General features: G+C 50.4%; 28 protein-coding genes. 17 read left to right on the forward strand and 11 right to left on the reverse strand.

What is annotated here, in order from left to right; all coding sequences use genetic code 11:
- Nucleotide 1 precedes the first annotated feature (1 nt).
- The 3 genes from O3660_RS00930 to O3660_RS00940 are packed head-to-tail and all read left to right on the forward strand — an operon-like array spanning nucleotide 2 to nucleotide 1,954.
- Entirely contained in the window at nucleotides 2-937 is a 936-nt protein-coding gene (locus tag O3660_RS00930; protein WP_049329651.1) for a pilus assembly protein PilW, read from the forward strand.
- Complete coding sequence (locus O3660_RS00935; RefSeq protein ID WP_049329652.1) at nucleotides 916-1,461, forward strand: PilX N-terminal domain-containing pilus assembly protein; 546 nt, start codon at nucleotides 916-918, stop codon at nucleotides 1,459-1,461. Before O3660_RS00930 ends, O3660_RS00935 begins: the two co-directional genes overlap by 22 nt.
- 4 nt (nucleotides 1,462-1,465) lie before the next feature.
- Nucleotides 1,466-1,954: a PilX family type IV pilin gene (locus O3660_RS00940; RefSeq protein ID WP_049329653.1), complete on the forward strand. Its 489-nt coding sequence runs from the start codon at nucleotides 1,466-1,468 to the stop codon at nucleotides 1,952-1,954.
- A 52-nt stretch (nucleotides 1,955-2,006) separates the two neighbouring features.
- Here O3660_RS00940 and O3660_RS00945 read toward each other — a convergent pair whose 3' ends face one another.
- Nucleotides 2,007-2,627, reverse strand: a complete 621-nt coding sequence (locus tag O3660_RS00945) for a Smr/MutS family protein (protein WP_049329654.1) — start codon at nucleotides 2,625-2,627, stop codon at nucleotides 2,007-2,009.
- 136 nt (nucleotides 2,628-2,763) lie between these two features.
- Between O3660_RS00945 and O3660_RS00950 the strand changes: the two genes are divergently transcribed.
- The 6 genes from O3660_RS00950 to mutL all read left to right on the forward strand — a co-directional run bounded on the left by O3660_RS00950 (nucleotide 2,764) and on the right by mutL (nucleotide 9,177).
- Nucleotides 2,764-3,141, forward strand: a complete 378-nt coding sequence (locus O3660_RS00950) for a membrane protein (protein ID WP_049329655.1) — start codon at nucleotides 2,764-2,766, stop codon at nucleotides 3,139-3,141.
- 135 nt (nucleotides 3,142-3,276) lie between these two features.
- Nucleotides 3,277-4,752: an anthranilate synthase component I gene (trpE, locus tag O3660_RS00955; RefSeq protein WP_049351552.1), complete on the forward strand. Its 1,476-nt coding sequence runs from the start codon at nucleotides 3,277-3,279 to the stop codon at nucleotides 4,750-4,752.
- A 225-nt stretch (nucleotides 4,753-4,977) separates the two neighbouring features.
- Entirely contained in the window at nucleotides 4,978-5,265 is a 288-nt protein-coding gene (locus O3660_RS00960) for a GIY-YIG nuclease family protein (protein WP_152333220.1), read from the forward strand.
- A gap of 208 nt (nucleotides 5,266-5,473) precedes the next feature.
- The gene (locus tag O3660_RS00965; protein ID WP_049351551.1) at nucleotides 5,474-6,610 is read left to right on the forward strand and encodes a 5-(carboxyamino)imidazole ribonucleotide synthase; all 1,137 of its coding nucleotides are present in this window, start codon (nucleotides 5,474-5,476) and stop codon (nucleotides 6,608-6,610) included.
- 71 nt (nucleotides 6,611-6,681) lie between these two features.
- Nucleotides 6,682-7,164 carry a GNAT family N-acetyltransferase gene (locus tag O3660_RS00970; RefSeq protein ID WP_049351550.1) on the forward strand — a complete coding sequence of 161 codons (483 nt, stop codon included), beginning with the start codon at nucleotides 6,682-6,684 and terminating at the stop codon, nucleotides 7,162-7,164.
- A 36-nt stretch (nucleotides 7,165-7,200) separates the two neighbouring features.
- Nucleotides 7,201-9,177 carry a DNA mismatch repair endonuclease MutL gene (gene mutL, locus O3660_RS00975; protein ID WP_049351549.1) on the forward strand — a complete coding sequence of 659 codons (1,977 nt, stop codon included), beginning with the start codon at nucleotides 7,201-7,203 and terminating at the stop codon, nucleotides 9,175-9,177.
- A 56-nt stretch (nucleotides 9,178-9,233) separates the two neighbouring features.
- Here the strand turns inward: mutL and kdsA are convergent, their stop codons facing one another.
- From kdsA to O3660_RS00990, 3 genes are all read right to left on the reverse strand, one after another.
- Complete coding sequence (kdsA, locus tag O3660_RS00980) at nucleotides 9,234-10,076, reverse strand: 3-deoxy-8-phosphooctulonate synthase (RefSeq protein WP_049351548.1); 843 nt, start codon at nucleotides 10,074-10,076, stop codon at nucleotides 9,234-9,236.
- Between the two features lie 74 nt (nucleotides 10,077-10,150).
- Entirely contained in the window at nucleotides 10,151-10,534 is a 384-nt protein-coding gene (panD, locus tag O3660_RS00985) for an aspartate 1-decarboxylase (protein WP_003678944.1), read from the reverse strand.
- 78 nt (nucleotides 10,535-10,612) lie between these two features.
- Nucleotides 10,613-12,154, reverse strand: a complete 1,542-nt coding sequence (locus O3660_RS00990; protein WP_049351547.1) for a YdgA family protein — start codon at nucleotides 12,152-12,154, stop codon at nucleotides 10,613-10,615.
- A 175-nt stretch (nucleotides 12,155-12,329) separates the two neighbouring features.
- Here O3660_RS00990 and O3660_RS00995 point away from each other — a divergent pair, with 175 nt between their 5' ends.
- The gene (locus O3660_RS00995) at nucleotides 12,330-12,920 is read left to right on the forward strand and encodes an aminodeoxychorismate/anthranilate synthase component II (RefSeq protein ID WP_003683598.1); all 591 of its coding nucleotides are present in this window, start codon (nucleotides 12,330-12,332) and stop codon (nucleotides 12,918-12,920) included.
- Between the two features lie 88 nt (nucleotides 12,921-13,008).
- A complete protein-coding gene (trpD, locus tag O3660_RS01000) occupies nucleotides 13,009-14,037 on the forward strand; it encodes an anthranilate phosphoribosyltransferase (RefSeq protein WP_049351345.1) in 1,029 nt (342 codons plus the stop codon).
- Nucleotides 14,038-14,102: 65 nt separating this feature from the next.
- Here the strand turns inward: trpD and O3660_RS01005 are convergent, their stop codons facing one another.
- The 5 genes from O3660_RS01005 to O3660_RS01025 all read right to left on the reverse strand — a co-directional run bounded on the left by O3660_RS01005 (nucleotide 14,103) and on the right by O3660_RS01025 (nucleotide 17,976).
- Nucleotides 14,103-14,351 carry a CsbD family protein gene (locus tag O3660_RS01005; RefSeq protein ID WP_049351346.1) on the reverse strand — a complete coding sequence of 83 codons (249 nt, stop codon included), beginning with the start codon at nucleotides 14,349-14,351 and terminating at the stop codon, nucleotides 14,103-14,105.
- A gap of 120 nt (nucleotides 14,352-14,471) precedes the next feature.
- Nucleotides 14,472-15,038: an SGNH/GDSL hydrolase family protein gene (locus O3660_RS01010; protein ID WP_049351347.1), complete on the reverse strand. Its 567-nt coding sequence runs from the start codon at nucleotides 15,036-15,038 to the stop codon at nucleotides 14,472-14,474.
- Nucleotides 15,039-15,160: 122 nt separating this feature from the next.
- Nucleotides 15,161-15,418 (reverse strand): hypothetical protein, encoded by a 258-nt coding sequence (locus O3660_RS01015; RefSeq protein WP_049351348.1) that lies wholly within the window; start codon nucleotides 15,416-15,418, stop codon nucleotides 15,161-15,163.
- Nucleotides 15,419-15,505: 87 nt separating this feature from the next.
- Complete coding sequence (locus O3660_RS01020) at nucleotides 15,506-17,668, reverse strand: heavy metal translocating P-type ATPase (RefSeq protein ID WP_371464449.1); 2,163 nt, start codon at nucleotides 17,666-17,668, stop codon at nucleotides 15,506-15,508.
- 98 nt (nucleotides 17,669-17,766) lie between these two features.
- Complete coding sequence (locus O3660_RS01025) at nucleotides 17,767-17,976, reverse strand: heavy-metal-associated domain-containing protein (protein ID WP_003674677.1); 210 nt, start codon at nucleotides 17,974-17,976, stop codon at nucleotides 17,767-17,769.
- A gap of 147 nt (nucleotides 17,977-18,123) precedes the next feature.
- Between O3660_RS01025 and cueR the strand changes: the two genes are divergently transcribed.
- Nucleotides 18,124-18,516 (forward strand): Cu(I)-responsive transcriptional regulator, encoded by a 393-nt coding sequence (gene cueR, locus O3660_RS01030; protein ID WP_004519824.1) that lies wholly within the window; start codon nucleotides 18,124-18,126, stop codon nucleotides 18,514-18,516.
- A gap of 246 nt (nucleotides 18,517-18,762) precedes the next feature.
- Here cueR and O3660_RS01035 read toward each other — a convergent pair whose 3' ends face one another.
- Complete coding sequence (locus tag O3660_RS01035; RefSeq protein WP_003683379.1) at nucleotides 18,763-18,972, reverse strand: heavy-metal-associated domain-containing protein; 210 nt, start codon at nucleotides 18,970-18,972, stop codon at nucleotides 18,763-18,765.
- A 144-nt stretch (nucleotides 18,973-19,116) separates the two neighbouring features.
- Between O3660_RS01035 and O3660_RS01040 the strand changes: the two genes are divergently transcribed.
- From O3660_RS01040 to O3660_RS01050, 3 genes are all read left to right on the forward strand, one after another.
- A complete protein-coding gene (locus O3660_RS01040) occupies nucleotides 19,117-20,289 on the forward strand; it encodes a sugar transporter (RefSeq protein WP_371464451.1) in 1,173 nt (390 codons plus the stop codon).
- Nucleotides 20,290-20,554: 265 nt separating this feature from the next.
- A complete protein-coding gene (locus tag O3660_RS01045) occupies nucleotides 20,555-21,970 on the forward strand; it encodes a DASS family sodium-coupled anion symporter (RefSeq protein WP_371464452.1) in 1,416 nt (471 codons plus the stop codon).
- A 118-nt stretch (nucleotides 21,971-22,088) separates the two neighbouring features.
- Complete coding sequence (locus tag O3660_RS01050) at nucleotides 22,089-22,598, forward strand: peptidylprolyl isomerase (RefSeq protein ID WP_004519830.1); 510 nt, start codon at nucleotides 22,089-22,091, stop codon at nucleotides 22,596-22,598.
- A 76-nt stretch (nucleotides 22,599-22,674) separates the two neighbouring features.
- On the opposite strand, the gene O3660_RS01055 is transcribed toward O3660_RS01050, so the two are convergent.
- Nucleotides 22,675-23,172 carry a YbhB/YbcL family Raf kinase inhibitor-like protein gene (locus tag O3660_RS01055; protein WP_002232090.1) on the reverse strand — a complete coding sequence of 166 codons (498 nt, stop codon included), beginning with the start codon at nucleotides 23,170-23,172 and terminating at the stop codon, nucleotides 22,675-22,677.
- Between the two features lie 186 nt (nucleotides 23,173-23,358).
- On the opposite strand from O3660_RS01055, the gene O3660_RS01060 reads away from it, so the two are divergent.
- Nucleotides 23,359-24,201 carry a neutral zinc metallopeptidase gene (locus tag O3660_RS01060; protein WP_049351353.1) on the forward strand — a complete coding sequence of 281 codons (843 nt, stop codon included), beginning with the start codon at nucleotides 23,359-23,361 and terminating at the stop codon, nucleotides 24,199-24,201.
- Between the two features lie 121 nt (nucleotides 24,202-24,322).
- A complete protein-coding gene (locus O3660_RS01065; RefSeq protein WP_049351354.1) occupies nucleotides 24,323-25,705 on the forward strand; it encodes a phosphomannomutase/phosphoglucomutase in 1,383 nt (460 codons plus the stop codon).
- The last annotated feature ends 53 nt before the right edge of the window (nucleotides 25,706-25,758 follow it).

Consider the following 25,758-nt stretch of genomic DNA (forward strand, 5'->3'; position numbering starts at 1 on the left):
AATGAACAATAAACGCTTACTCAACCATATTCCCAATAAAATCGCCATTCGTGGCTTCAGCATCCTTGAATTTCTGGTTGCCAGCCTGCTCAGCATGATCGTCTTAATGGCTGTCAGCTCCACCTACTTTACTGCGCGCGGATTAAACAAGTCTGCCAACGCCCGTATCGGTATCCAACAAGATTTGCGCAACGCCGCCAATATGATCGTCCGCGATGCGCGTATGGCAGGTAATTTCGGCTGCTTCAATATGGCGAATTTTCCTGCCTCTGCAGTGATAGAAGACAAAAGCTCGGATGAATATACATTGAAAACAGCCGGTGTGAATAAGCTGTTACCGGTTAAAGAAATCAATAAATTAAGCTATACAGGCTTTGTTCAAACTGGCAAAGCCCTGCTGTTCCAATACGGTATCGACAAAGCGGACTCTGCTGCAAAAACTGCCATTGCCAGCAGCTGCTCCGGCATTGCCAAACCTCACATAGAAATTAAAGATTTGGCTGCGGCAAAATCAGCTTTAAAAATTACCAACTCTGATCAAGACGGCAGTATCGCCATTATGAAACATGAAATGATTGCCTACGCTGTCGGTAAACTTGGCGAAGAGAGCGGTTTGTTCCGTTTCCAATTATCAAATGATGGCTCATGGAGTAATCCGCAGCTGTTAATTAAAGGCATCACTGCTATGGATATCCACTATATCTATGCAGAATGTCCTGATTCTGAAAATGCATCTGCCAGCGGATTGAATACAGAATCATTTGATTACAAAACCGCATTGGATATCTCAGCTAAGGCCAAGTCTCCGGCTTCTATCCAAATCGTACTGAATAACGGCAGTATTGACCCATCAAAAGAACAAGACAATAAAGTCGATATCTATAAAATTAATGCCACCATCCGCGGAGGAAACGTATGCGCCGACCGATCACTCTAATCAAACCCGAACGGCAGCAGGGCTATGCTTTGTTTATCGTCTTAATGATGATGGTCGTTATCGCCCTGCTCGTGGTTACAGCCACCCAGTCCTACAATACCGAACAGCGTATCAGCACCAATGATGCCGACCGTAAACTGGCAACTACCCTAGCCGAAGCGGCACTGCGTGAAGGTGAAAATCAAATTTTTGATATTGAAGATAAAAAGACTACTTTTACCGCAAAATGTGAAAAAGGTTTATGCTCCACACCAAACGTCAAATCCAATGGCGATTTTACTGAAGAAGGCAACCCAACCGTAGATGCTTGGAAGCGCAAATGCGACAAAAGCCTGTGTATTGACGCCAATGGTACGGAATATCCTTTAGACAAAAAAAGTGGCATCGTAAATAATCCACGCTACATCATCGAATATTTAGGTAAAACGACAGAGGGTCGAATTACTTACCGCGTTACCGCCAAAGCATGGGGTAAGAATGCCAATACCCAAGTCGTTCTTCAGTCTTACGTTGCCAGCGAATAATATAATGAATACCACCTCTACCAAACAACTAGGCTTTACGCTGGTTGAGATGATGATTGCTGTCGCCATCTTAGCCATCCTGAGCGTCATTGCCATTCCCTCTTACAACCGCTACATTGAACGCGGCTACCAATCACAAGCGCATGCCGAGTTAGTCGCCATCAATTCTGCTTTTAAAAACCAGATGGTTAAAAATCCAAAGTGGAAAACTGATGAGATTAAAACTCAGTTGGATGACTTTATTTCCTCATACAAAGGCCATAAAGATTTGGCAGACAAATATAAATACTCTGCCGAAATGATTGATACCAGTACAAGCCGAGCCTATCGTTTGAAAGCCATTCCCATCAAAACAGGCTATACCCTTTCCGTTTGGATGGATAGTTTGGGCAATGCTTACAAATGCACTGATATTGACTCTGCCAAAGATTCCAAAACTACAATGACCAATGGCAAAGGTTGCGAATCGGTTTCCAAAAAGAAATCTTCTTAATCTGACAAACATAAAAAAGCAGTGTCATTTTATCGACACTGCTTTTTTTATTTTACTGTTTCCAATCATCGTCTCGGCGTTGGCGTTTCAACAAGATCCTGACTGCGCCATCATTGCCTTGTCGGGGCTCGACATAAGCCAACACATCAGGATGCTGCATCAACCAGCGGCGCGTCATATTTTTTAAAACCGGTTTATAGCCTGCGGAACCCAAGCCGCTGCCGTGGACAATCTCGCCGCAAACACCGCGTTTTTTCGTAAACTCAATAAACTCGTTCAATACCTGCTGCGCTTCTTCCTGCGTATAGCCATGCAAATCCACATCAGCCACAACAGGATAATGACCATTTCGCAAACGCATCAAATCATTTTTACCCTGCCCGTTTTTACTGAACGAAGCCGGCGGCTCTTCCCAGCCGCCGCTGCCCACATAAAAATAATCTTCCTGCTCCAAAGTCGCCATTTCTTTAGGTCGTGGCTTGATAGGTGATTTATCACGGGGCTGTTCATAATAGTTACCCGCATTTTTCAACGGTGTAACCTTACCAACCGCCTTGCTGAAATCTACATCCTCTACCTGCTTTTTAGCCTTCGCTTCGACTTCTCGCTCCGCAGCTTCCTTTTTCGCCTGTTTGCCCAAAGCCTTCAGCGTTTCTTGAAAGTTTGCCGTCATGGTTTATCCTTTCCAAAAAATTGATTGCACTCATTATAGCAAACCTGACTACAAGGCCGTCTGAAAGACTCTTATCATCGCTTCTTGTTTAGGGTATAGTATTAACGCATTGCCAGTCTTACAAAAGAGAGAAATCATGTTTAAACGCCCGGAAGAAATCATCGTCTTGATACTTGCCCTATTATGGGTCGCACTCAGCTACTACTTTGCCGCCATCCTGATTTCAGATGCCTACACCATTCTCCTGATTACCGTACTGACTTTCGTTTGGGCAGCCATCTGTTTCCTTTTATGGCAACGTAACTTAAGCCGTCATATTTGGCCGCTGTTCCTCGGCAGCCTGGTTGCCTGCTGGTGGCCGTACTTCACTTGGCTTGCAAGCGATGTTCCCGAAGGCACATGGTATTCAGGCTGGACATTCAAATCCATTATCGCCCTGATTCCCGTTGTTGCCGCTTATATCTTCAAGTGGAAACGAAGCCGGAAAAACAAAATCGCCAATACCCTTGCCTAATACCTCGCGCCGTCTTTTTCAGACGGCGTTTTCCATATCTAACATAACGCTCAGACTGTCAACAATCCCAATAAAATGCTATACTCTTCACACGATTTAACACCCTAAAACAGGCCGTCTGAAAGACTTATCAAGATGATCAGCAAACAAGAATACCAAGCCCAAGCCGCACAAGGTTACAACCGCATTCCACTCGTTCAAGAGCTGCTTGCCGACTTGGACACACCGCTCTCAATCTACCTCAAACTCGCCAACAAGCCTTTCACCTACCTGCTCGAATCCGTTGTCGGCGGCGAACGTTTCGGCCGTTATTCCTTTATCGGCCTGCCTTGCAGCCACTATCTCAAAGTCAGTGGCAAACACGTCGATGTTTACCAAAACGGCGAAATCGTTGAACAACACAACGGCAATCCGCTGCCCTTTATCGAAGCCTTCCACAACCGCTTCAAAACGCCCGAAATCCCAAGCCTGCCGCGCTTTACCGGCGGACTGGTCGGCTACTTCGGTTACGAAACCATCTACAATTTCGAACACTTCGCCCACCGCCTGAAAAACACCGTCAAAGCCGACCCGCTCGGCACGCCCGATATTTTGCTGATGTTGTCGCAAGAATTGGCGGTTATCGACAATTTGAGCGGCAAAATCCACCTCATCGTTTACGCCGATCCCTCGCAGCCCGACGGCTACGAACGCGCCCGCGAACGCCTCGAAGACATCCGCACCCAGCTGCGCCAAAGCTGCGCCATCCCGCTCTCGCTCGGCAGCAAACACACCCAAACCGTCAGCGAATTCGGCGAAGAGCCGTTCAAAGCCTGTGTCGATAAAATCAAAGACTACATCTTCGCAGGCGACTGTATGCAGGTAGTCCCCAGCCAGCGCATGAGCATGGAATTCACCGACAGCCCGCTCGCCCTCTACCGCGCCCTGCGCACGCTCAACCCTTCGCCTTACCTCTTTTACTACGATTTCGGTGATTTCCACATCGTCGGCTCCTCGCCTGAAATCCTCGTCCGCCGCGAACGCGGCGACGTCATCGTCCGCCCCATCGCCGGTACGCGCCTGCGCGGCAAAACCCCCGCCGAAGACCTTGCCAACGAGCAGGACTTATTAAGCGACGCCAAAGAAATCGCCGAACACGTCATGCTCATCGATTTAGGGCGCAACGATGTCGGCCGCATCAGCAAAACAGGCGAAGTCAAAGTAACCGATAAAATGGTGATTGAAAAATACTCCCATGTGATGCACATCGTTTCCAACGTCGAAGGCCGTCTGAAAGAGGACGTTACCAACATGGACATCCTCGCCGCCACGTTCCCCGCCGGCACACTTTCCGGCGCACCCAAAGTCCGCGCCATGGAAATCATCGAAGAAGTCGAACCCAGCAAACGCGGCATCTACGGCGGCGCCGTCGGCGTATGGGGCTTCAACAACGACATGGATTTGGCGATTGCCATCCGCACCGCCGTGGTGAAAAACAACACGCTATACGTCCAAAGCGGTGCAGGCATCGTCGCCGACTCCGATCCGAACTCAGAATGGCAGGAAACTCAGAACAAAGCCCGAGCAGTGGTCAGGGCGGCGCAGATGGTGCAGGAGGGGTTAGATAGGTAGACTTGGAGTTTTCAGACGGCCTTTAAGGAATCAACAGGCCGTCTGAAAATCCAAACAATAAGCAGCAATCGTTTGATTAGAACAGTTACCTTTACCGCGTCATTCCCGCGCAGGCGGGAATCCAGAAATTTGAAATTACGGGAATCTCTAAAGATTTCTGAAAGATTGAGGCTTGGATTCCCGCCTGCGCGGGAATGACGGATTAAAGTTTTTTGCGGAAACATGATGCAACCTGCCGTTTACGTACTCGCCAGCCAACGAAACGGAACGCTGTATATCGGTGTAACATCCAATCTTATCCAACGTGTTTACCAACATAGAGAACATTTGGCGCAAGGATTTACAAATCAGCATCATCTAACCATGTTGGTTTGGTATGAACTGCATTCCACGATGGAACACGCCATTACCAGGGAAAAGCAATTGAAAAAATGGAATCGGCAATGGAAGCTGCGCCTTATTGAAGAGAAAAATCCAGGTTGGCAGGATTTATGGTTTGAAATTATTAAATAACCATCATTTCCATAAACATGTAATTTAACCTTGGTACCACTTGAATTTCGTCATTCCCGCGCAGGCCGGAATCCAGACTCTTAGGTTTCAGAAATCTTTAAACATTGCAGGGTATTTACCCTCCGGATTCCCGCCTGCGCGGGAATGACGGGTTAACGGTTTCAGACGACCTGAAATAAACATTAGAACACAGACAAATTAAAACGCTATGAACACCTCCCCCATCCTTCCTCCCGCCATGCTCGGCATCCTCGGCGGCGGCCAATTAGGCAGAATGTTTACCGTTGCCGCCAAAACCATGGGCTACAAAGTAACCGTTCTCGACCCCGATCCGAACGCGCCGGCGGCGGAATTTGCCGACCGCCATTTGTGCGCGCCGTTTGACGACCAAGCCGCTTTGGACGAGTTGGCAAAATGCTCCGCGGTTACCACTGAATTTGAAAACGTCAATGCCGACGCGATGCGCTTTCTGGCAAAGCATACCAACGTTTCCCCCAGCGGCGACTGTGTTGCCATCGCGCAAAACCGCATTCAGGAAAAAGCGTGGATACGCAAAGCGGGATTGCAAACTGCGCCGTATCAAGCGATTTGCCGTTCAGGCGACATCAGCGAAGAAAGCGCGCAATTTCTGCCCGGTATCTTGAAAACGGCGACTTTGGGCTACGACGGCAAAGGTCAAATCCGCGTTAAAACGGTGGACGAACTCAAAGCCGCGTTTGCCGAACACGGCGGCGTGGATTGCGTTTTGGAAAAAATGGTGGATTTGCGCGGCGAGATTTCCGTGATCGTATGTCGTCTGAACGATGAAAACGTGCAAACCTTCGACCCGGCCGAAAACATCCACGAAAACGGCATCCTCGCCTATTCCATCGTTCCTGCGCGGCTGAGTGCCGACGTGCAACAACAGGCGCGGCAGATGGCGCAACGCTTGGCGGACGAATTGGATTATGTCGGCGTGTTGGCTGTGGAAATATTCGTCGTCGGCGACACGCATGAATTGGTCGTCAACGAAATCGCCCCGCGCCCGCACAATTCCGGCCACCATACGCTGGATGCCTGTGCAGCAGACCAGTTCCAGCAGCAGGTACGCATTATGTGCAACCTGCCGCCCGCCGATACCAAGCTGCTTTCTTCATGCTGCATGGCGAATATTTTGGGCGACGTTTGGCAGGAAGACGGCGGCGAACCGAATTGGCTGCCGCTGCAAAGCAGTCCGAATGCACACCTGCACCTATACGGCAAAAAAGCCGCGCGGAAAGGTCGCAAAATGGGCCACTTTACCGTCTTGGCCAACGATGCGGACAACGCGTTCCAAACCGCACAAACCTTACATCAAAGCCTGTAACCTTACCCACTTTTTCAGACGGCCTTTGATTGCAAAAGGCCGTCTGAAATCAATTTTTCCGACCATCCGCCATGAGCCTTCTGACCATCCTCCGTCCGGCAACCGAAAAAGACTGCCAAGCTATACACAACGCCCATCTGCATGCCGTTCAATACGCCTGCATTCGCTGTTATGATGAAACTATTATGCACACATGGGAAAGTCTGCTCGACATCAACAGCTATTTGGAAACCATCTCCGATAAAAACAAAGCCTTGTGGGTGGTCGAATACAAAGGGCTGATTCAAGGCTTCTTCCAAGTCGATTTCAAAGAAGCGCAACTGGACGCCTTATACGTCCATCCGCTCTTCCACAATCTCGGCTTGGGTACGGCCCTGCTCAGCCGCGCCGAAGAAATGGCACGAAATGCAGGCCTCAGCTTTCTCAAACTGTATGCCTCGCTCAATTCCGTACCTTTCTATCGCCTCAATCGTTATGAATTGCTCGGTACTGCCGTGTTGCAGCTGAACAAAACCGTCCGCGTCGAATGCGAATTGATGCGCAAATACCTGTAATTTTCCCTTCCGCCGTTGCTTTTTTGAAAGAAACCGATGTCCCGAATTGCCGCACTGCCCGACCATCTTGTCAACCAAATCGCCGCCGGCGAAGTGGTTGAACGCCCTGCCAACGCTCTGAAAGAAATCGTTGAAAACAGTATCGACGCAGGCGCGACAGCGATTGATGTCGAGCTGGCCGGCGGCGGTATCCGCCTGATTCGCGTCAGCGACAACGGCAGCGGCATCCACTCAGACGACATCGAGCTTGCGCTCCACCGCCACGCCACCAGCAAAATCAAAACCTTAAACGATTTGGAACACGTTGCCAGTATGGGCTTTCGTGGCGAAGGTTTGGCCAGTATCGCCTCAGTCAGCCGCCTGACCCTGACCAGCCGTCAAGAAGACAGTTCACACGCGACCCAAGTCAAAGCAGAAGACGGCAAACTCAGCAGCCCCACCGCCGCCGCCCACCCCATCGGCACCACCATCGAAGCTGCCGAACTCTTCTTCAATACCCCTGCGCGGCGCAAGTTCCTCAAATCCGAAAACACCGAATACGCCCACTGCGCCACCATGCTCGAACGCCTTGCGCTGGCGCATCCGCACATTGCCTTCTCACTCAAACGCGACGGCAAACAAGTGTTCAAACTTTCTGCACAAAGCCTGCATGAACGTATCGCCGCCATTGTCGGCGATGATTTTCAGACGGCCTCATTGGAAATTGACAGCGGCAATGGCGCATTGCGGCTCTATGGCGCGATTGCCAAGCCGACTTTTGCCAAAGGCAAAACCGACAAACAATACTGCTTCGTCAACCATCGTTTTGTCCGCGACAAAGTCATGCTCCATGCCGTCAAGCAGGCATACCGCGACGTATTGCACAACGCGCTGACGCCTGCTTTCGTCCTCTTCCTCGACCTGCCGCCCGAAGCCGTGGATGTCAACGTCCACCCGACCAAAACCGAAATCCGCTTCCGTGACAGCCAACAAGTACACCAACTCGTGTTCCACACGCTCAACAAAGCCCTTGCCGACACGCGCGCCGACTTGACCGAAAGCGTCAGCAACGCAGGCGAAGTGTTGCATGACATTACCGGCGTTGTCTCCACCCCAATGCCGTCTGAAAACGACAGCGAAAATCTGTTTGATAGCGCATCTAACTACCCGACGGGCAACAAACCCGATACACGCAATGCCTTTGGTTCATCAGGCAAAACCGCGCCTATGCCTTACCAAGCCGCGCGTACACCGCAACAACGCAGCCTGTCCCTACGAGAAAGCCGCGCGGCCATGAATACTTATGCCGAGCTCTACAAAAAAACCGACGACATCGACCTTGAGTTGAGCCAATTCGAACAGGCACGTTTCGGCAATATGCCGTCTGAAATGCCTACTCCCAAAACAGATACGCCGCTTTCAGACGGCCTTCCATCACAATCCGAACTGCCGCCGCTCGGTTTTGCTATTGCCCAATTACTTGGCATCTACATTCTTGCCCAAGCAGAAGACAGCCTGTTGCTCATAGATATGCACGCTGCTGCCGAACGCGTCAACTACGAGAAAATGAAACGCCAACGTCAGGAAAACGGCAACCTGCAAAGCCAGCGCCTGCTTATTCCCGTAACCTTTGCCGCGTCCCACGAAGAATGCGCCGCCCTTGCCGATCATGCCGAAATGCTGACAGGCTTTGGCTTGGAATTGTCCGACATGGGCGGCAATACCCTTGCCGTCCGCGCAGTTCCTGCCATGCTCGGTAAAGCCGACGTCGTTTCGCTGGCCAAAGATGTATTGGGCGAACTCGCCCAAGTCGGCAGCAGCCAAACCATCGAAGAACACGAAAACCACATCCTTGCCACCATGTCCTGCCACGGCTCAGTCCGCGCCGGCCGCCAGCTTACGCTGCCAGAAATGAATGCGCTCCTGCGCGATATGGAAAACACCCCGCGCAGCAACCAGTGCAACCACGGTCGTCCGACTTGGGTCAAACTGACTTTAAAAGAATTGGATGCGTTGTTTTTACGCGGACAGTAACGCCGATAAAAAGGCCGTCTGAAAATGCTTTCAGACGGCCTTTCAACTATTCGCCCTTAACGAATATCCATAGGTGCAAACGATTTCACGGTTTCATCAATCGCTTTAACACGGGTCAGGAAGTCTTCCAATTGGGCAAGCGGCAATGCGCTTGGTCCATCGCATTTGGCTTGGTCGGGATTGGCATGAGATTCAAGGAACAAACCGGCCAATCGGGTTGCCATACCGGCAAGTGCCAAGTCCAATACTTGGGCGCGACGTCCGCCTGATGCGGCGGCACCAGATTCGCGCGTTTGCAGGGAATGGGTGACGTCAAAAATAACGGGCAGGTTGTTACACGTTTTTTTCATCACACTAAAGCCGAGCATATCCACTACCAAGTTGTCGTAGCCGAAGTTTGCACCGCGTTCGCACAAAATGATTTGCTCGTTGCCTGCTTCTTGGAATTTCTCCACAATGTTTTTCATTTGAGACGGGCTGAGGAATTGCGGTTTTTTGATGTTGATGACATTGCCGGTTCTCGCCATTGCCACCACCAAATCGGTTTGGCGCGCCAAAAAGGCAGGCAGCTGGATGACATCGCAGACTTCAGCAACCGGTTGGCATTGGTAAGGCTCGTGAACGTCGGTAATCACGGGAACGTTAAACTCGCGTTTCACCGCTTGAAAAATCTTCATGCCTTCGTCCAAACCCACACCGCGGAAAGAGTGAATAGAAGAGCGGTTTGCCTTGTCGAAAGAGGCTTTAAACACGTAAGGGATGCCGAGTTTATCGGTTACTTTAACGTATTGATCACAGGCTTTCAGCGTAGAGTCGAGGTCTTCAAGGACATTGATGCCGCCGAAAAGGGTAAAGGGCGCATCGTTGCTGACGGTGATGTTGTTGATTTGGATATTCACGGGAAAGCCTTTCAGATAAGTTGAATTTGGGAAACAGGCCGTCTGAAACGTTTCAGACGGCCTTTGTTTGAATATTACAACACGGTGTGCGGCGGCTCATAAGAAATCACGTCGCGGATTTTATTGTTCTCATCGACGAGGACGACTTTCGGCTCATGCGCTGCAATTTCGGGTTCGGACAACATAACGTAAGACATGATAATCACGATGTCGCCTTTTTGAACCAAACGCGCGGCCGCGCCATTGAGACAAACGACACCACTGCCGCGTTCGCCGGGGATGGTGTAGGTTTCAAGGCGTTCGCCGTTGTTATTGTTGACGATGGCGACTTTTTCGTTAACGCAAATACCTGCCGCATCCAGCAGGTCTTGGTCAACGGTAATGCTGCCGACGTAGTTGAGGTCGGCTTCGGTAACGGTGGCACGGTGGATTTTGCCGCCGAGCATGGTACGGAACATGGGTTTCCTTTTTGATTGTGGGTTGATTTGCGGTTTTAACTTCTGGGAAGTTAAAACCGCTGTTTGTGTGATTGAGGATTAGTTATTGGGAAAGTCTGCTTCGTCAAACTCAGGTTCTGGGTCGCTTTGCAGGACTTTTCCGTTTAATTTCAACTCGCTGTTTTGCAGAGTCAGATGGGTTTTGACATTATTGTCTTCTAAGGTCAGATATTTCTCGCTTGCCATGCTTTTAATGGTGCTATCCACCATCAGGCGCAAGGTTTCGTTGATATCGTCGATGCTGGCGCGGCCTGCGGCTTCATCTTCGGTATTAACGCTAAACAGGCTGCTTGCTTGGTTGACGGCGAGCTGCTCCAACAATTTTTGCGGTACGCTCATGTTGAAGTCGGCTTCGGTTTTCTTCAGCATATCGCCCAAGTTGTTGAGGTCTTTGGCGGCCAAACCTTTAAACGCAAGCTTGCCGCTGACATCGACATCGCCATGAGGCATAGTGAATTTGAAGGTTTTGACGTTCAAAACCGGATTGTTGGTAAACAGGCCTGAAGCCTCGTTTTTGGCCGTCTGAATCAAGGAAGCCTGGATTTCTTCTTCGCTCATTTTCTTCACCGACACTTCGGCAATTTTGTTTTTCAATGCCAGAAGTGATGCGGCATCCAAATGCTCGGCAGCAACATTGATGTCCAGAGGGCCGTATTTATCTTCGCCATAGGTCAGGCTTTCAAATTGGAAGCGGCCTTCGCTGTTGATGAATTTATCGACTTCGCCGGTCTGCGTATCGAAACGCAGTTTGCTGACTTCGATTTTAGACGGAGCAATCGTGCCGGTTGGATTGATGAATGCACCGATTTGCAGGTTGGTCACAAGGTTGACCAGTTCGTTCAACTTAACGTTGTAATCGATGTTTTCTTTCCATTGCAGCAGGAATTTATCCAGCGTAATGCTGCTCTTGCCCAAAGAAAGTTTGGTCAGGCCGTCTTCCGTTTCGGATTGGAAGCGCAGGTTTTCCAAAGACACATCGCCTTTATCGGCCAATTTGACTTGTAAAGACGGCGCAAGGTAATCGTGGCGATAGCTTTTGAAGCCTTGGCTGTAATCGGTATTGCCGCTAAAGCCTTTCCAGTTGAGCTTGATACCGGAGAGCTCTTCATAGTCGAAGGCGGGGATATTGAGGCTGAGTTTGCCGTCGCCGGAAAGGTAAACCGTATTGGTCATGGTCAACGGCGTTTGCTGACCGAAGAAGCGGTCCAAAACTTTTTTGGTTTCCGGATGGTATTGGAACTCGGTTTCCACATGGGCGCGAGTGCCGAAACCGCCGGCAAACGGGCCGTGTGTCACGTGGTTGATGACCGTAATCGGCTCTTGCAGGACGGTTTTCAAATTGTCCGGCAGGTATTTTTGCGTATTTTGAAGCAGGGTCGGCTTGAGGCGGATGACGGTGGTCTCGGTTGAACTGAACCAGCCGCGATCGTATTGGTGGGACTCAACGGTCAGGAAACCGGATTCCTGCAACAGCTTTTGTTGCTCGGTCAGGCTTTCTTCCGCTTTGACACCAAGATAATAAGGCGTGCCGAGCACAGCGGCGACAACAATGGCGGCAGTCGGGATAAGATACTTTTTCATCACTTCAAACAGATTAGGTTCAAAGCGTAAAGCATAGCATTTTTTAGCTGTTTTGTCTTATCCGCCGTTTCAGACGGCCTTTAGGTAAAGATTGTGATATTATGCAAACATAAACGATTTTTACACTTTTGGCAGGCCTTACCCTATCTGCCAAAATGTCATTAAAGGTTTGCAAATGCTTTTATTCATTGATAATTACGACAGCTTCACCTACAACATCGTCCAATACTTTGCCGAATTGGGGCAGGAAGTTTTGGTTCGCTGCAACGATGAAATCACCATCGAAGAAATCGAAGCCCTGAAACCGCAATATCTGGTCATTGGCCCCGGCCCTTGTTCCCCTAAAGAAGCAGGCATTTCTGTTGCAGCCATGCAGCACTTTGCCGGCAGGCTGCCCGTCATGGGCGTGTGCCTTGGCCATCAAACCATGGGCGAAGCGTTCGGCGGCAATGTCGTGCGCGCGCAAACGATGATGCACGGCAAAGTCTCCCCCGTTTTCCATCACGGCACAGGCATGTTTAAAGACCTGCCCAATCCGGTCAACTGCACGCGCTACCACAGCCTGGCCATCGACCGCGCCACCCTGCCCGACTGCCTCGAAATTACCGCATGGACGGAAGACGGCGAAATCATGGGCGTACGCCACAAAGAATATGCCGTCGAAGGCGTACAGTTCCACCCCGAAGCCCTGCTGACCGAACACGGCCACGATATGCTGAAAAACTTCCTGGAAGAATTCAAAGACTATCGTCCGCAAAAATCTTAATGAAAGGCCGTCTGAAAGGTGTTTGACAGTGTTCAAACCGCATTTTCAGACGGCCTGAATCACATCGGACACGAACAAAGGAAAAATCATGATTACCCCTCAACAAGCGATTGAACGCCTCATCAGTAACAACGAACTTTTCTACGATGAAATGACCGACCTCATGCGCCAAATCATGAGCGGCCAAGTTCCGCCCGAGCAAATCGCCGCCATCCTGACCGGCCTGCGGATTAAAGTTGAAACCGTTTCCGAGATTACCGCCGCAGCCAGCGTGATGCGTGAATTTGCCACCAAAGTGCCATTGGAAAACGCCGATGACTTGGTCGATATTGTCGGCACGGGCGGCGACGGTGCCAAAACTTTCAATATTTCCACGACTTCCATGTTTGTCGCGGCTGCAGCGGGCGCGAAAGTCGCCAAACACGGCGGCCGCTCCGTTTCTTCATCCAGCGGCGCTGCCGATGTCATGGAACAAATGGGCGCCAACCTCAACCTCAACCCCGAACAGGTTGCCCAAAGCATTCAGCAAACCGGCATCGGCTTTATGTTCGCGCCCAACCATCACAGCGCCATGCGCTATGTTGCCCCAGTCCGCCGCTCGCTCGGCTTCCGCAGCATCTTCAATATCTTGGGCCCGCTGACCAACCCTGCCGGTGCGGCAAACCAACTGTTGGGCGTATTCCACATCGACTTGTGCGGCATTCTTTCCCGCGTATTGCAACAGCTTGGTTCCAAACATGTTTTGGTTGTGTGCGGCGAAGGCGGTTTGGATGAAATCACGCTGACCGGCAAAACCCGCGTTGCCGAACTGAAAGACGGCAAAATCACCGAATACGACATCAGCCCAGCCGATTTCGGCATGGAAGTCCGCCGCAATTTAGACGAAATCAAAGTCGAAAACGCGCAAGAATCCCTGCAAAAAATGAACGAAGTGTTGGACGGCAAAGCCGGTGCCGCACGCGATATCGTCGTCCTTAATGCCGCTGCCGCGCTCTATGCAGGAAATGTGGTTGCTTCGCTGGCAGATGGTGTCAAAGCCGCTCAAGAAGCCATCGACTCCGGCAAAGCCAAAGCCAAAAAAGACGAATTTATCGAATTTGGCAAACAGTTTGCCTAAACTTTAAAACCATAAAACAAAGGCCGTCTGAAAAATCTTTCAGACGGCCTTTTATTCTTTAAATATTAAAATTTTCTTTTAATATCATTAATTAAGCTTTCAGCTTTTTCTTTGGCTTCATCAACCAAATGCTCGGCTTCTTCTTTGCCTTTTTGCAAAACATCGCTGCCTTTTTCTTCAATGTTGCCGACCACTTCTTTTACTTTGCCAACGCCTTGTTGAATCAAGCCCTCAGCTTCAAGTTTAGCATTGCCGGATACGTCTCCAACCACTTCTTTTACTTTACCGCTGATTTTATCTAATTCGCCGCTCATGGCCATACTCCTAGATTAAATGTTGATAAGAATTAGTGCTTCATTACCTGATATTGGGAACTTTGCTTTAGCTTTAAAGGCCGTTGAAAGCCAAAACATGACAAAACGAGTTAAGTAGGGTTAGTCCATCTGTTTCAATATTGCTTCGGCTACTGCCTTGCCTATCATCTTACTGCCGAACTCATTGAAATGAAGTCCGTCACACAGCATCACATCAGTCAAATCCTGCCCAAACATCAGACTGTATAAATCATTGACGGCAAAACCATATTGCCTTGCCAAATCCTCCGCCACACGGTTATAGGCCTTCAAGTCGGCCAGATAACGGCGCGAGGGTTTGACGATATTGTGTACGCTTTCCAAAAACGGCGTACTGCTCGCCCAAATAATTTTTGCACCTGTCTGTTTCAGATAATCGAAAATTCGGGTCAGGTTGTTGCGGTAGATTTCTATATCGGCCACCGGCTCATTACAGCCTTGATTGTGACGGATGTCGTGCAAACCGCAGTTGATGTGGATAATGTCTCCCACAGTCGCGCCCTCTGTCCATTGCCCGATATGCTCTAGCACATCATACGACGAGCGGCAGTTTTCCGATGGAGAAACAATATCCGCCTCAGGCAAAGCGGCGCGTGTGTAAGGCTCCGATGCAAGCCGAACGGAATCGCCGATTAAGTAAACGGTCATTTTTGTTCTCCTCCCTTTATTTGAACCAACAGCAAGGCCGTCTGAAATATTACTTATATTATTATAAGAGTGCTATTTCAGACGGCCTTAACTTCAGTCAAATTCTATCGTTAAATCATAAATTAATGCTGACTGTTTTTATAAAAATCAATTAATTGCTTGGCCTGCAACATGGGTAGGCCAAAATGGTCGCTCACGACTTTCAAATCCTTCCACTCCTGACCAGTCAGATTTTGCTCAACCCATTTGAGGTTTTCCGGATTGCTTTTGATTTTCTCAAAATACGCCTGCTTGCGTTTCCAGTTTCGCGACCACACCAGCAACATAGTAAAAATACATAAAACAATCAATACAATATTGGTCAACAACATCATGTCCATACGACATACTCCCGCTTGGGTCTCAAAATCAGAAAATATGGATTGAAGGCCGTCTGAAAAAACAGTCTTCAGACGGCCTTTATATTATCACTCAATATTCACCCGTTTCAGGCGCAAGGCATTGCTCAACACGGAAACCGAGCTTGCCGCCATGGCCGCGCCCGCGATGACGGGATTTAAGAAGCCGAGTGCGGCGAGCGGGATGCCTAAAATATTGTAGAAGAAGGCGAAAAACAGGTTTTGCTTGATGTTCTTCAAAGTCGCCTGCGATACCAACAGGGCATCGGCAAGCTGATTGACCGAATGTTGCATCAACGTGGCAGATGCGGTGTGTTCGGCAACGTCCGCGCCGCCTTTCATCGCGAAGCTAACATTGGCGGCGGCGAGCGCGGGGGCGTCGTTGATACCATCGCCGACCATCGCCACGGTTTTGCCGGCGGCTTTGAGTTTCTGCACTTCGGCAGCTTTATCGCGCGGACTCATATTACCGAAGGCGTGTGCGATGCCCAGTTGTTTGGCGACATATTCAACCGTTCCTTGGTTGTCGCCGCTCATGATGTAAACGTTGATGCCGTGTTTTTTCAGACGGCCTATGGCTTCGGCGGTATCGGCTTTCAATGCGTCGGCAAGTGCGAATGCGCCGATAGGTTTGTTATCGACCGAGACTGCAACAATGCTTGCAATGTCCCAAACGCCGTCTGAAAACTTCGGCAAGGTCAGTTCGGCAAATTCGGCTTTGCCTGCTTTCACCAAACCCACGCCTTCCACTTCGGCGGTAATGCCTGCGCCGACAACGGTTTGCGCGTTTTGTGCGGCGGGAATGTCCAAACCGCGCGCTTGGGCGGCGGAAACGATGGCTCGGGCGAGCGGATGAGCGGCGTTTTGTTCGACGGCGGCGGCGATGCGGTACAAAGCGTCTTCGTCAAAGCCGCTGTCGGGAACGCAATAAACGGCGGCAACCTGCGGCTTGCCTTCGGTCAGCGTGCCGGTTTTGTCCAGCACGACGGCATCGACGTGGGCGGCTTCTTCCATTGCCGCCGCGTCTTTAAACCAAATACCGTGTTTCACCGCTTTGCCCATGCCGACCATAATCGCGGCAGGGGTTGCCAGACCGAGCGCGCACGGACAGGCAATCACCAAAACGGCAACGGCGTGCATCAGCGCAACCGTCCAATCACCTTTTACCAGCCAAGTGGCGATAAAAGTCAAAAGCGCGATGCCCACGACGGCAGGCACGAACACCGCCGCCGCTTTATCGGCCACACGCGCAATCGGTGCTTTGCTGCCTTGTGCTTCAGAAAGCGCGTTCATCATGTCGCCGAGCAAGGTTTGGCTGCCTAGCTGAGTGGCGCGGTACACCACGCTGCCTTCGGTCATCAGCGCGCCTGCCAACACTTTGCCGCCCGCCTTTTTCTCTTCGGGGTTGGATTCGCCGGTAAGATGGCTCTCATCCGCCCAGCCGCTGCCGCTTTCGATGATGCCGTCGGCAGCAATACGTTCGCCGTGGTTGGCGCGGATAAGGTCGCCGATTTGTACTTGGTCGATGGGCAGTTGTTTCCATTCGCCATCGCGTTGCACGTTGACTTGGGTCGGCGTGAGCTTGAGCAGCAAGCCCAAGCTGTTCAGGCTGGATTTTTTGGTGCGGTGTTCCAAAAATTTGCCCAGCGACACAAAACCGATCACCATCACGCCTACTTCAAAATACACGTGTGCCATGCCGTGCGCCGCGTGCGGGCTGAAAAACAGCATATAGACGGAATACAGATAAATCGATACTGTACCGATGGTAACCAGTACGTCCATATTCGCCAGCCCGCCTTTAATGCTCGCCCACGCGCTTTTGTAAAACGGGATGGCCAGCCAAAGCTGCACCACGCTTGCCAGCACAAACTGCCATACAGGCGGAATCATCCAATCGTGCCGCCCGATCATCATGCCTGCCATGCCGATTAAAAACGGAATATTAATGGCCAGCAAAAGCCACAGCCTCCAGCTTACATGCGCTGTTTCTTCGGGCTGCGGCAGCGCGTCTTCCGTTTTTTCCTTCGCGCCGTAACCGGTTTTCTCAATGATTTTGGCAATGTCTGCGGCGGAGGTTTTGCTGTCGTCAAACGTAACCTGCGCTTCCTCGCTGGCAAAGTTCACCCCTGCCGATTCGACAAAATCTTTTTTGTTCAACACTTTTTCAATACGCGAAGCGCATGCCTGACAGGTCATGCCTTCGATTTGAAAACGGACTTTTTGTTGCATGGTTTCTTCCTTCTGAATGTGGTTGGGCTACCTGAAAAAAGCGGAGCAGGATTTCAGGTAGCCTTTGGGGTGTTGCAGTCGATTTGTTGCGATTCGATTTACAAAGCCGCATCAAAGCCGCCGTCTTCCACCGCTTCTATCAGCGCGGCGGGGTTGGTTTGGGCGGGGTCGAATTCCACGACGGCATTCTTGTTTTCCAGGCTCACTTCGGCCTTGTCCACGCCGTTTACGCCTTCGAGGATGCTGGTAACGCTTTTCACGCAGCCGCCGCAGGTCATGCCTTCGATGTTTAATGTGATGGTTTGCATAGGGTTTCCTTTCTGTTGGAATGAGGCTGAGGTTTTAAAGCCCGTTGCAGCCAAAGCTTTCAGGTAACCTGAAATGATGGGTCTGCTCTTGCTTTCCCGCTAAGTGCCGCCACTATAAAGCTTTACCCGAAGTAAAGGTCAAGCATCATGATGAACATCAGCCAGGCCGCGGCCGAGAGCGGCCTTTCCGCCAAACAAATCCGCGACTACGAAAAGCACGGCCTAATCGCCCCGGCCGCGCGCAGCGAAGCGGGCTACCGCCGCTACGGACAGGCCGACCTTGTCCGGCTGCGCTTTATCCGCCATGCGCGGGAAGTGGGCTTTTCGCTGCCGCAGATCGGGCAGCTTTTGAGCCTGCAACACAACCCGCAGCGCACCAGCCGCGAAGTGAAAACGCTCACCGCGCGGCACATCGCCGAGCTGGAAGCCAAAATCGAACGCTTGCAGGGCATGGTGGCCGAGCTGCAACGTTGGCACGATGCCTGCGCGGGAGACGACTTCCCGGATTGTTCGATTTTGGCCGGGCTGGAGGAGAGTTAGGCGGCTTGGGCAGAATAGAAACAGGCTACCTGAAAAGTTTCAGGTAGCCTTAGTCGGCCGCTAACGGTTTGGTACAGGCCTCGTCGTAATACGGCAGCCACTTGCCGCCGCTTTGCTTCAGATATGCGCGAAAACTTTTGTTTACCCGTGTGGCGGTGTAATCCAAATAATGGCAAAAAGTAAGTTATCAAGAGACAGAGGCCGTCTGAAGCGTTTCAGACGGCCTTTTCAAAATACGCTTATCGGTTACAAAGCCACATCATAGCCGCCGTCTTCTACGGCATCAATCAGCGCGTCGGTATCTGTCTTGCTTTCATCAAAAGTAATCACTGCATTTTTGTTTTCCAAGCTGACTTCTGCTTTTTCCACGCCTTCTACGCCTTCCAAAAGACGGGTTACGCTTTTCACGCAGCCGCCGCAGGTCATGCCGTCGATGTTGAAGGTAACAGTTTGCATTTGTATTTCCTTTCATTCAAACAAATATGGTTGCCGAACACTTTACTCCTTACGCAAACAGCTTGCAAATTCTTCATTAAGGCCGTCTGAAAAATGCAGATAGGCGTACAATAACGCCTTTTGCTTCATCAAACGGAAATAATAATGACTTCAACATTCAAACAATGGGTTAGCGTATGCGCGCTGGCGGTGGGGGCGTTTATTTTCAATACCACCGAATACATTCCGATTGCGCTTTTGAGCGACATCGGTCAGAGCTTTGGCAAACCGGCAACGGAAGTGGGCATGATGATTACGGTGTATGCGTGGATTGTTGCGCTTCTATCGCTGCCGCTGATGCTGATGACAAAAAACATCGAACGGCGCAAATTATTGCTGATGCTGTTCGCACTGTTTGCGCTGTTTCACGCGCTGTCGTTTTTTTCTTGGAACTTCAACATCCTCTTGGTCAGCCGTATCGGGATTGCGCTGACACACGCGGTATTTTGGTCGATTACGGCTTCTTTGGCGGTACGGCTTGCGCCCACCGGCAAAACCAATCAGGCTTTGGGCTTGCTCAGTACGGGTACGGTTTTGGCGATGGTTTTGGGTATTCCGCTGGGGCGCGTGGTCGGGCAGTACTTCGGCTGGCAGCTCAGTTTCCTGCTGATCGGCGTCTGCGCTGCCGGCGTAATGGTGGTATTGGCCAAAAACCTGCCTGCTTTACCCAGCCAAAATACCGGCTCTTTAAGCAGCCTGCCGAGTTTGTTCAAACGCCGCAACCTGATGCTGCTTTATGCAATGACGGTGTTGATTATTACGGCACATTTCACGGCATACAGCTATATCGAGCCTTTTGTGTTGCAAGTTGGCGGATTTAAGGCTGAACAAGTTACCATCGTTTTGAGCCTGTACGGTTTGGCAGGTTTTGCCGCTTCTTATCTGTTTGGCAAATGGTTTGCCAAATCGCAACGCCTGTTTATGCTTGGCGCGGTGGCGGTCATCCTGCTCTCTGCCCTGCTGCTTCTGCCGTTTGCCTCTTTCCCTTATGCGGTGTACGCGCTGGTGTTTATTTGGGGTGTGGCCATCGTCATCGTCAGCTTGGGCATGGTGTCGAAAGTCTTGGCATTTGCCTCGGATGCAACAGATGTGGCCAACTCAATTTATTCAGGTTTGTACAACGTCGGTATCGGCGGCGGTGCGCTTTTGGGGCATTATGTGACCACTTGGTTCGGCCTTTCCAATATCGGCATTGCTGGAGCCTTGCTGGCAGCGGCAGGTCTGGCCGTTTGCGGTTTATTGTTTAAGGAACAAGACAATCTGACGCAAAATGTTTAAATCCATATAAATCAGGATGGTATTACTGACCCTGCCGTAATTTTGGCAGTTTTACCGATTTGTCCTGATTCTTATTAACTCACGATGGATCTTCATTCCGCCGGATAAGCAGTTTTCTTGCTGCTTATCCGGTTTTCATTTCATTTCTAAAAAACAATTTACAATTTGTTTACACTACATCAAATTACAAATATACTGTCGCCTATTAGGCCGTCTGAACGTACGGCTGAAAAGAAAAACCAATCATGTTTCAGAGGAATACATCATGGACTTAAACGCCAAGGATAAGACTCAGCATCCTGAGAACGTCGAGCTTCTCAGTGCGCAGAAGCCGATTACCGACTTTAAAGGACTGCTGACGACCATTATCTCTGCTGTTGTCTGCTTCGGCATTTATTACATCCTTCCCTACAGCCCCGATGCCAACAAAGGTATCGCGCTGTTGATTTTCGTTGCGGCACTTTGGTTTACCGAAGCCGTACACATTACCGTTACCGCACTGATGATCCCTATCCTTGCCGTTGTACTCGGTTTCCCGGATATGGACATCAAAAAAGCGATGGCCGGTTTCTCCGACCCGACGATTTACATCTTCTTCGGCGGCTTCGCGCTTGCAACCGCCCTGCACATGCAGCGTCTCGACCGTAAAATCGCTGTCAGCCTGTTGCGCCTGTCCCGTGGCAATATGAAAGTTGCCGTGTTGATGCTGTTTGCCGTTACCGCCTTCCTGTCTATGTGGATCAGTAACACTGCGACTGCCGCGATGATGTTGCCTTTGGCAATGGGTATGATGAGCCACCTCGACCAAAAAAAAGAACGCAAAACCTACGTTTTCGTCCTGCTCGGTATCGCCTACTGCGCCAGTATCGGCGGCTTGGGCACCGTGGTCGGTTCTCCGCCGAACATGATTGCCGCCAAAGCGCTGAACTTGGACTTCGTCGGCTGGATGAAGCTCGGCCTGCCGATGATGCTGTTGATTCTGCCGCTGATGCTGTTCTCCATGTACGTCATCCTCAAACCTAATTTGAATGAGCGCGTGGAAGTTAAAGCTGAATCTATCCCTTGGACTTTGCACCGCGTGATTGCGCTGTTGATTTTCTTGGCCGCAGCCATCGCTTGGGTATTCAGCTCCAAAATCAAAGCCGCATTCGATATTTCCAACCCTGATACCGTTATTGCCCTGATTGCCGCCGTTGCCGTCGTCGTATTCGGCGTGGCGCAATGGAAAGAAGTTGCCCGCAATACCGACTGGGGTGTATTGATGCTCTTCGGTGGCGGTATCAGCTTGAGCGCATTGCTGCAATCTTCCGGCGCATCTGAAGCTCTGGGTCAGCAAGTTGCTTCCACGTTCTCCCATTCTCCTGCATTGCTGGTGATTTTCGTGGTTGCCGCCTTCATCATCTTCCTGACCGAGTTCACCAGTAACACGGCTTCCGCCGCCTTGCTTGTGCCTATTTTCGCCAGCATCGCCGCGCAAATGGGCCTGCCGGAACAAGTCTTGGTATTCGTCATCGGCATTGGTGCATCTTGTGCCTTCATGTTGCCGGTTGCCACACCGCCTAACGCGATTGTGTTCGGTACAGGCTTGATTAAGCAACGCGAAATGATGAATGTCGGCTTATTGCTGAATGTCCTCTGTATCGTATTGGTTGCTCTGTGGGCTTATGCTGTACTGATGTAAACCATCAACCTAAACAACAAGGCCGTCTGAAAGAATATTTTTCAGACGGCCTTGAAGTTTGTCGTTCAGACACAATTTAACGAATGATTCAAAACCGGATTCTAACGAAAGGAAACCCATGATTATCCTGCACACCAACAAAGGCGACATCAAAATCGAACTCGATTTCGACAAAGCCCCCGTTACCGCCAAAAACTTCGAGCAATACGTCAAAGACGGCTTCTACGACGGCGTAATCTTCCACCGCGTTATCAAAGGCTTCATGATTCAAGGCGGCGGCATGGATGAAAACATGAACGAAAAAGAAACCCGCGATCCGATTCAAAACGAAGCGTCCAACGGTTTGCCTAACGAAAAATACACCATCGCCATGGCGCGTACTTCCGATCCTCATTCTGCCAGCGCGCAATTCTTCATCAACACTGCCGACAACGCTTTCCTGAACTTCCGTTCTAAAGAGCTGTACGGCAAAACCGTTGTCCAAGACTGGGGCTATGCCGTATTCGGTAAAGTCGTTGACGGTTTTGACGTTGTCGATGCCATCGAAGGCGTTTCTACCAAACGTCACGGCTACCACGACGACGTACCAAGCGAGCCTGTCATCATCACTAAAGCCGAAGTGGTTTAATTGATTTGATTTCCCATAAAAACAGCCTGTTCGAATTAAAACCGGACAGGCTGTTTTTCAATAATGACGCATACCGTCACACATCATAAGTACCGACCACGCATGCCGAATCCAACACATGACCCTGCATGGCAAAATGCAGCTCATTAAAGCGGAAACCGCGTGGTAAATCCAAAACGGTGTCCAGCGCGTACACAATCAGCTCATAACGATGACGGTTGTTCGGTGGCGCCATACCACCGTAAAAAGAAGCCTCTTCAATTTCAAATTTACCTAACGCGCTCGCCCAAGTGTTCGCGCCCTGTGTGAAATCTGTTGCAGAAATACTCTCATTTTCTGCCACGGAAGTGCGTTTCAAATCCGAAATCAACCAATGTGTCCATACGAAACCCGATGCTGAAATGGCATCTTTGTCTTCCAACACCACGGCAAACGATTTTGTTCCTTCAGGCGCATCTTCGATTTCAAAAGGAATCGAATAAGAAGGCATACCGCTCGGGCTAAACTGGCTGCCGCGCTTGCCGTATTTGTCTTCAAATTCACCGTTGACAATAGCTTTACTGCTGACTTTCATCTTATATCTCCCAATAGTAGGTTTGTTCATTCTAACAAACACCAAGGCCGTCTGAAAGATACTGCCGTTTTCACTTTCCCGATGTCGTATTTTCAGACGGCCTCAAGCAATATTCACAATTCGATCAAATACATTTGACATTCCATAGTATAATCCGCCGCATGAAAACTACACAGGATACACATTATGGATTGGAAAGGTCGTGAACAAAGCCAAAACGTCGAAGATCGCCGCGGAAGCCGTGGCGGCGGCGGTGGCGGCAAAACGCCGGGCATACTCGGCATTATCGTGGTTTTGGTCGGTGCATATTACGGCGTGGATTTGAGCGGTTTGGTTGGCGGCTCATCTTCAATGGGCATTCCTACCCAGCAAGCTACCCGACTCGACAGCCAACAAGAAGCCGAATTGAACGAAATGTCCCGTGTCGTCCTTGCCGAGACGGAAAAAGCATGGAGCAAATATTTCCAACAACACGGCCAACGCTACACACCGACAACCATGGTGTTGTATGAAGGCGGTACATCCACCGCCTGCGGTACAGGCCAATCTGCCATGGGTCCATTTTACTGCCCGGGCGACCAAAAAGTTTATTTGGATTTGAGTTTCTACGAAGACATGCGCACCAAGCTCGAATCCGCCAGTGATGCCGCGTTTGCATACGTTATTACCCATGAAGTCGGCCATCACGCTCAAAACCTGCTCGGCATTCTGCCTAAAGTCCACAAAATGCAACAACAAGTCGGCAAGAAAGAGGCCAATGCCCTTTCCGTCAAACTCGAATTGCAGGCCGACTGTTTCGCCGGTATTTGGGGACACTACGCCGTCAACAACAATATCTTCAAAGCCGAAGACATTCAAAAAGCCATGCTGGCCGCCGAATCCGTCGGCGACGACCGCTTGCAGAAACAGGCTCAGGGCTATGTCGTTCCCGACAGCTTTACCCATGGCTCGTCCGAAGAACGCATGACTTGGCTCAAGCGCGGTTTGGAAAGCGGCGACATCAACCAGTGCAACACTTTCAACAATTGATTCGTCCAAGTAACACTGTTCTTTGATGTAACGACAAAAGGCCGTCTGAATGCTTCAGACGGCCTTTTAGCCGTGTTAAAATAAGCCCCATTATTTCCCCTTAAATTTAAAGGAAATCCACATGGCAAATATCGCCCGCGACATTTTCAAAGCCTACGATATCCGAGGCATCGTCGGTAAAACCCTGACTGCCGAAGCTGCCTACTTAATCGGCAAAGCCATTGCCACTAAAGCCTCCAAAAAAGGCATTACCCGCATCGCACTCGGCCGCGACGGCCGTTTGAGCGGTCCCGGCCTGATGGCACAAATTCAACGCGGTTTTACCGACAGCGGCATCGATGTCCTCAACGTCGGTATGGTTGCCACCCCTATGCTCTACTTCGCAGCCATCAACGAATGCGGCGGCAGCGGCGTAATGATTACCGGCAGCCACAATCCGCCCGATTACAACGGTTTCAAAATGATGCTCGGCGGAGACACGCTCGCAGGCGAAGCCATTCAAGAACTTTTAGCTATTGTTGAGAAAGACGGTTTTGTTGTCGCCGACAAACAAGGCAGCGTAACCGAAAAAGACATCTCCGGCGAATACCACAACAACATCGTCGGCCACATCAAGCTCAAACGCCCGATGAAAATCGTGATTGACGCAGGCAACGGTGTCGGCGGCGCATTTGCAGGCAAACTCTACAAAGGTTTGGGCAATGAAGTGACCGAACTTTTCTGCGAAGTGGACGGCAATTTCCCTAATCACCACCCTGATCCGTCCAAACCGAAAAACCTGCAAGACCTCATCGTCGAGCTTAAAAACAGCGATGCCGAAATCGGCTTGGCATTTGACGGCGATGCCGACCGCTTAGGTGTGGTCACCAAAGACGGCAACATCATCTATCCAGACCGCCAACTGATGCTTTTCGCGCAAGACGTGTTGAGCCGAAATCCTAAAGCCAAAGTGATTTTCGATGTCAAATCCACCCGTCTGCTTGCGCCTTGGATTAAAGAACACGGCGGCGAACCTGTAATGGAAAAAACCGGCCACAGCTTCATCAAATCCACCATGAAAAAAACCGGCGCACTGGTTGCCGGCGAAATGAGCGGCCACGTTTTCTTTAAAGAACGCTGGTTCGGCTTCGACGACGGTATGTATGCCGGCGCACGCCTCTTGGAAATCCTGTCTGCCTTCGACAATCCGTCCGAAGTGTTGAACAAGCTGCCGCAAAGCATTTCCACTCCGGAACTCAACATCGACCTGCCGGAAGGCAGCAACGGCCACAAAGTGATTGAAGAGCTGGCTGCCAATGCCAAGTTTGAAGGTGCGACCGAAATCATCACCATCGATGGCTTGCGCGTTGAATTCCCTGACGGCTTCGGCCTGATGCGTGCTTCCAATACCACGCCGATTTTGGTATTGCGCTTTGAAGCGGATACGCAAGAAGCGATTGAGCGTATTCAAAACCAATTCAAAGCAGTCATTGAAAGCAATCCAGCATTGAAATGGCCGCTGTAAGGGTTTAGGCTAAAAAAAGGCCGTCTGAAAATCATTTCAGACGGCCTTTAATA

This window comes from Neisseria sp. 27098_8_139 (genome assembly GCF_041433195.1).
GTDB lineage: Bacteria > Pseudomonadota > Gammaproteobacteria > Burkholderiales > Neisseriaceae > Neisseria > Neisseria subflava.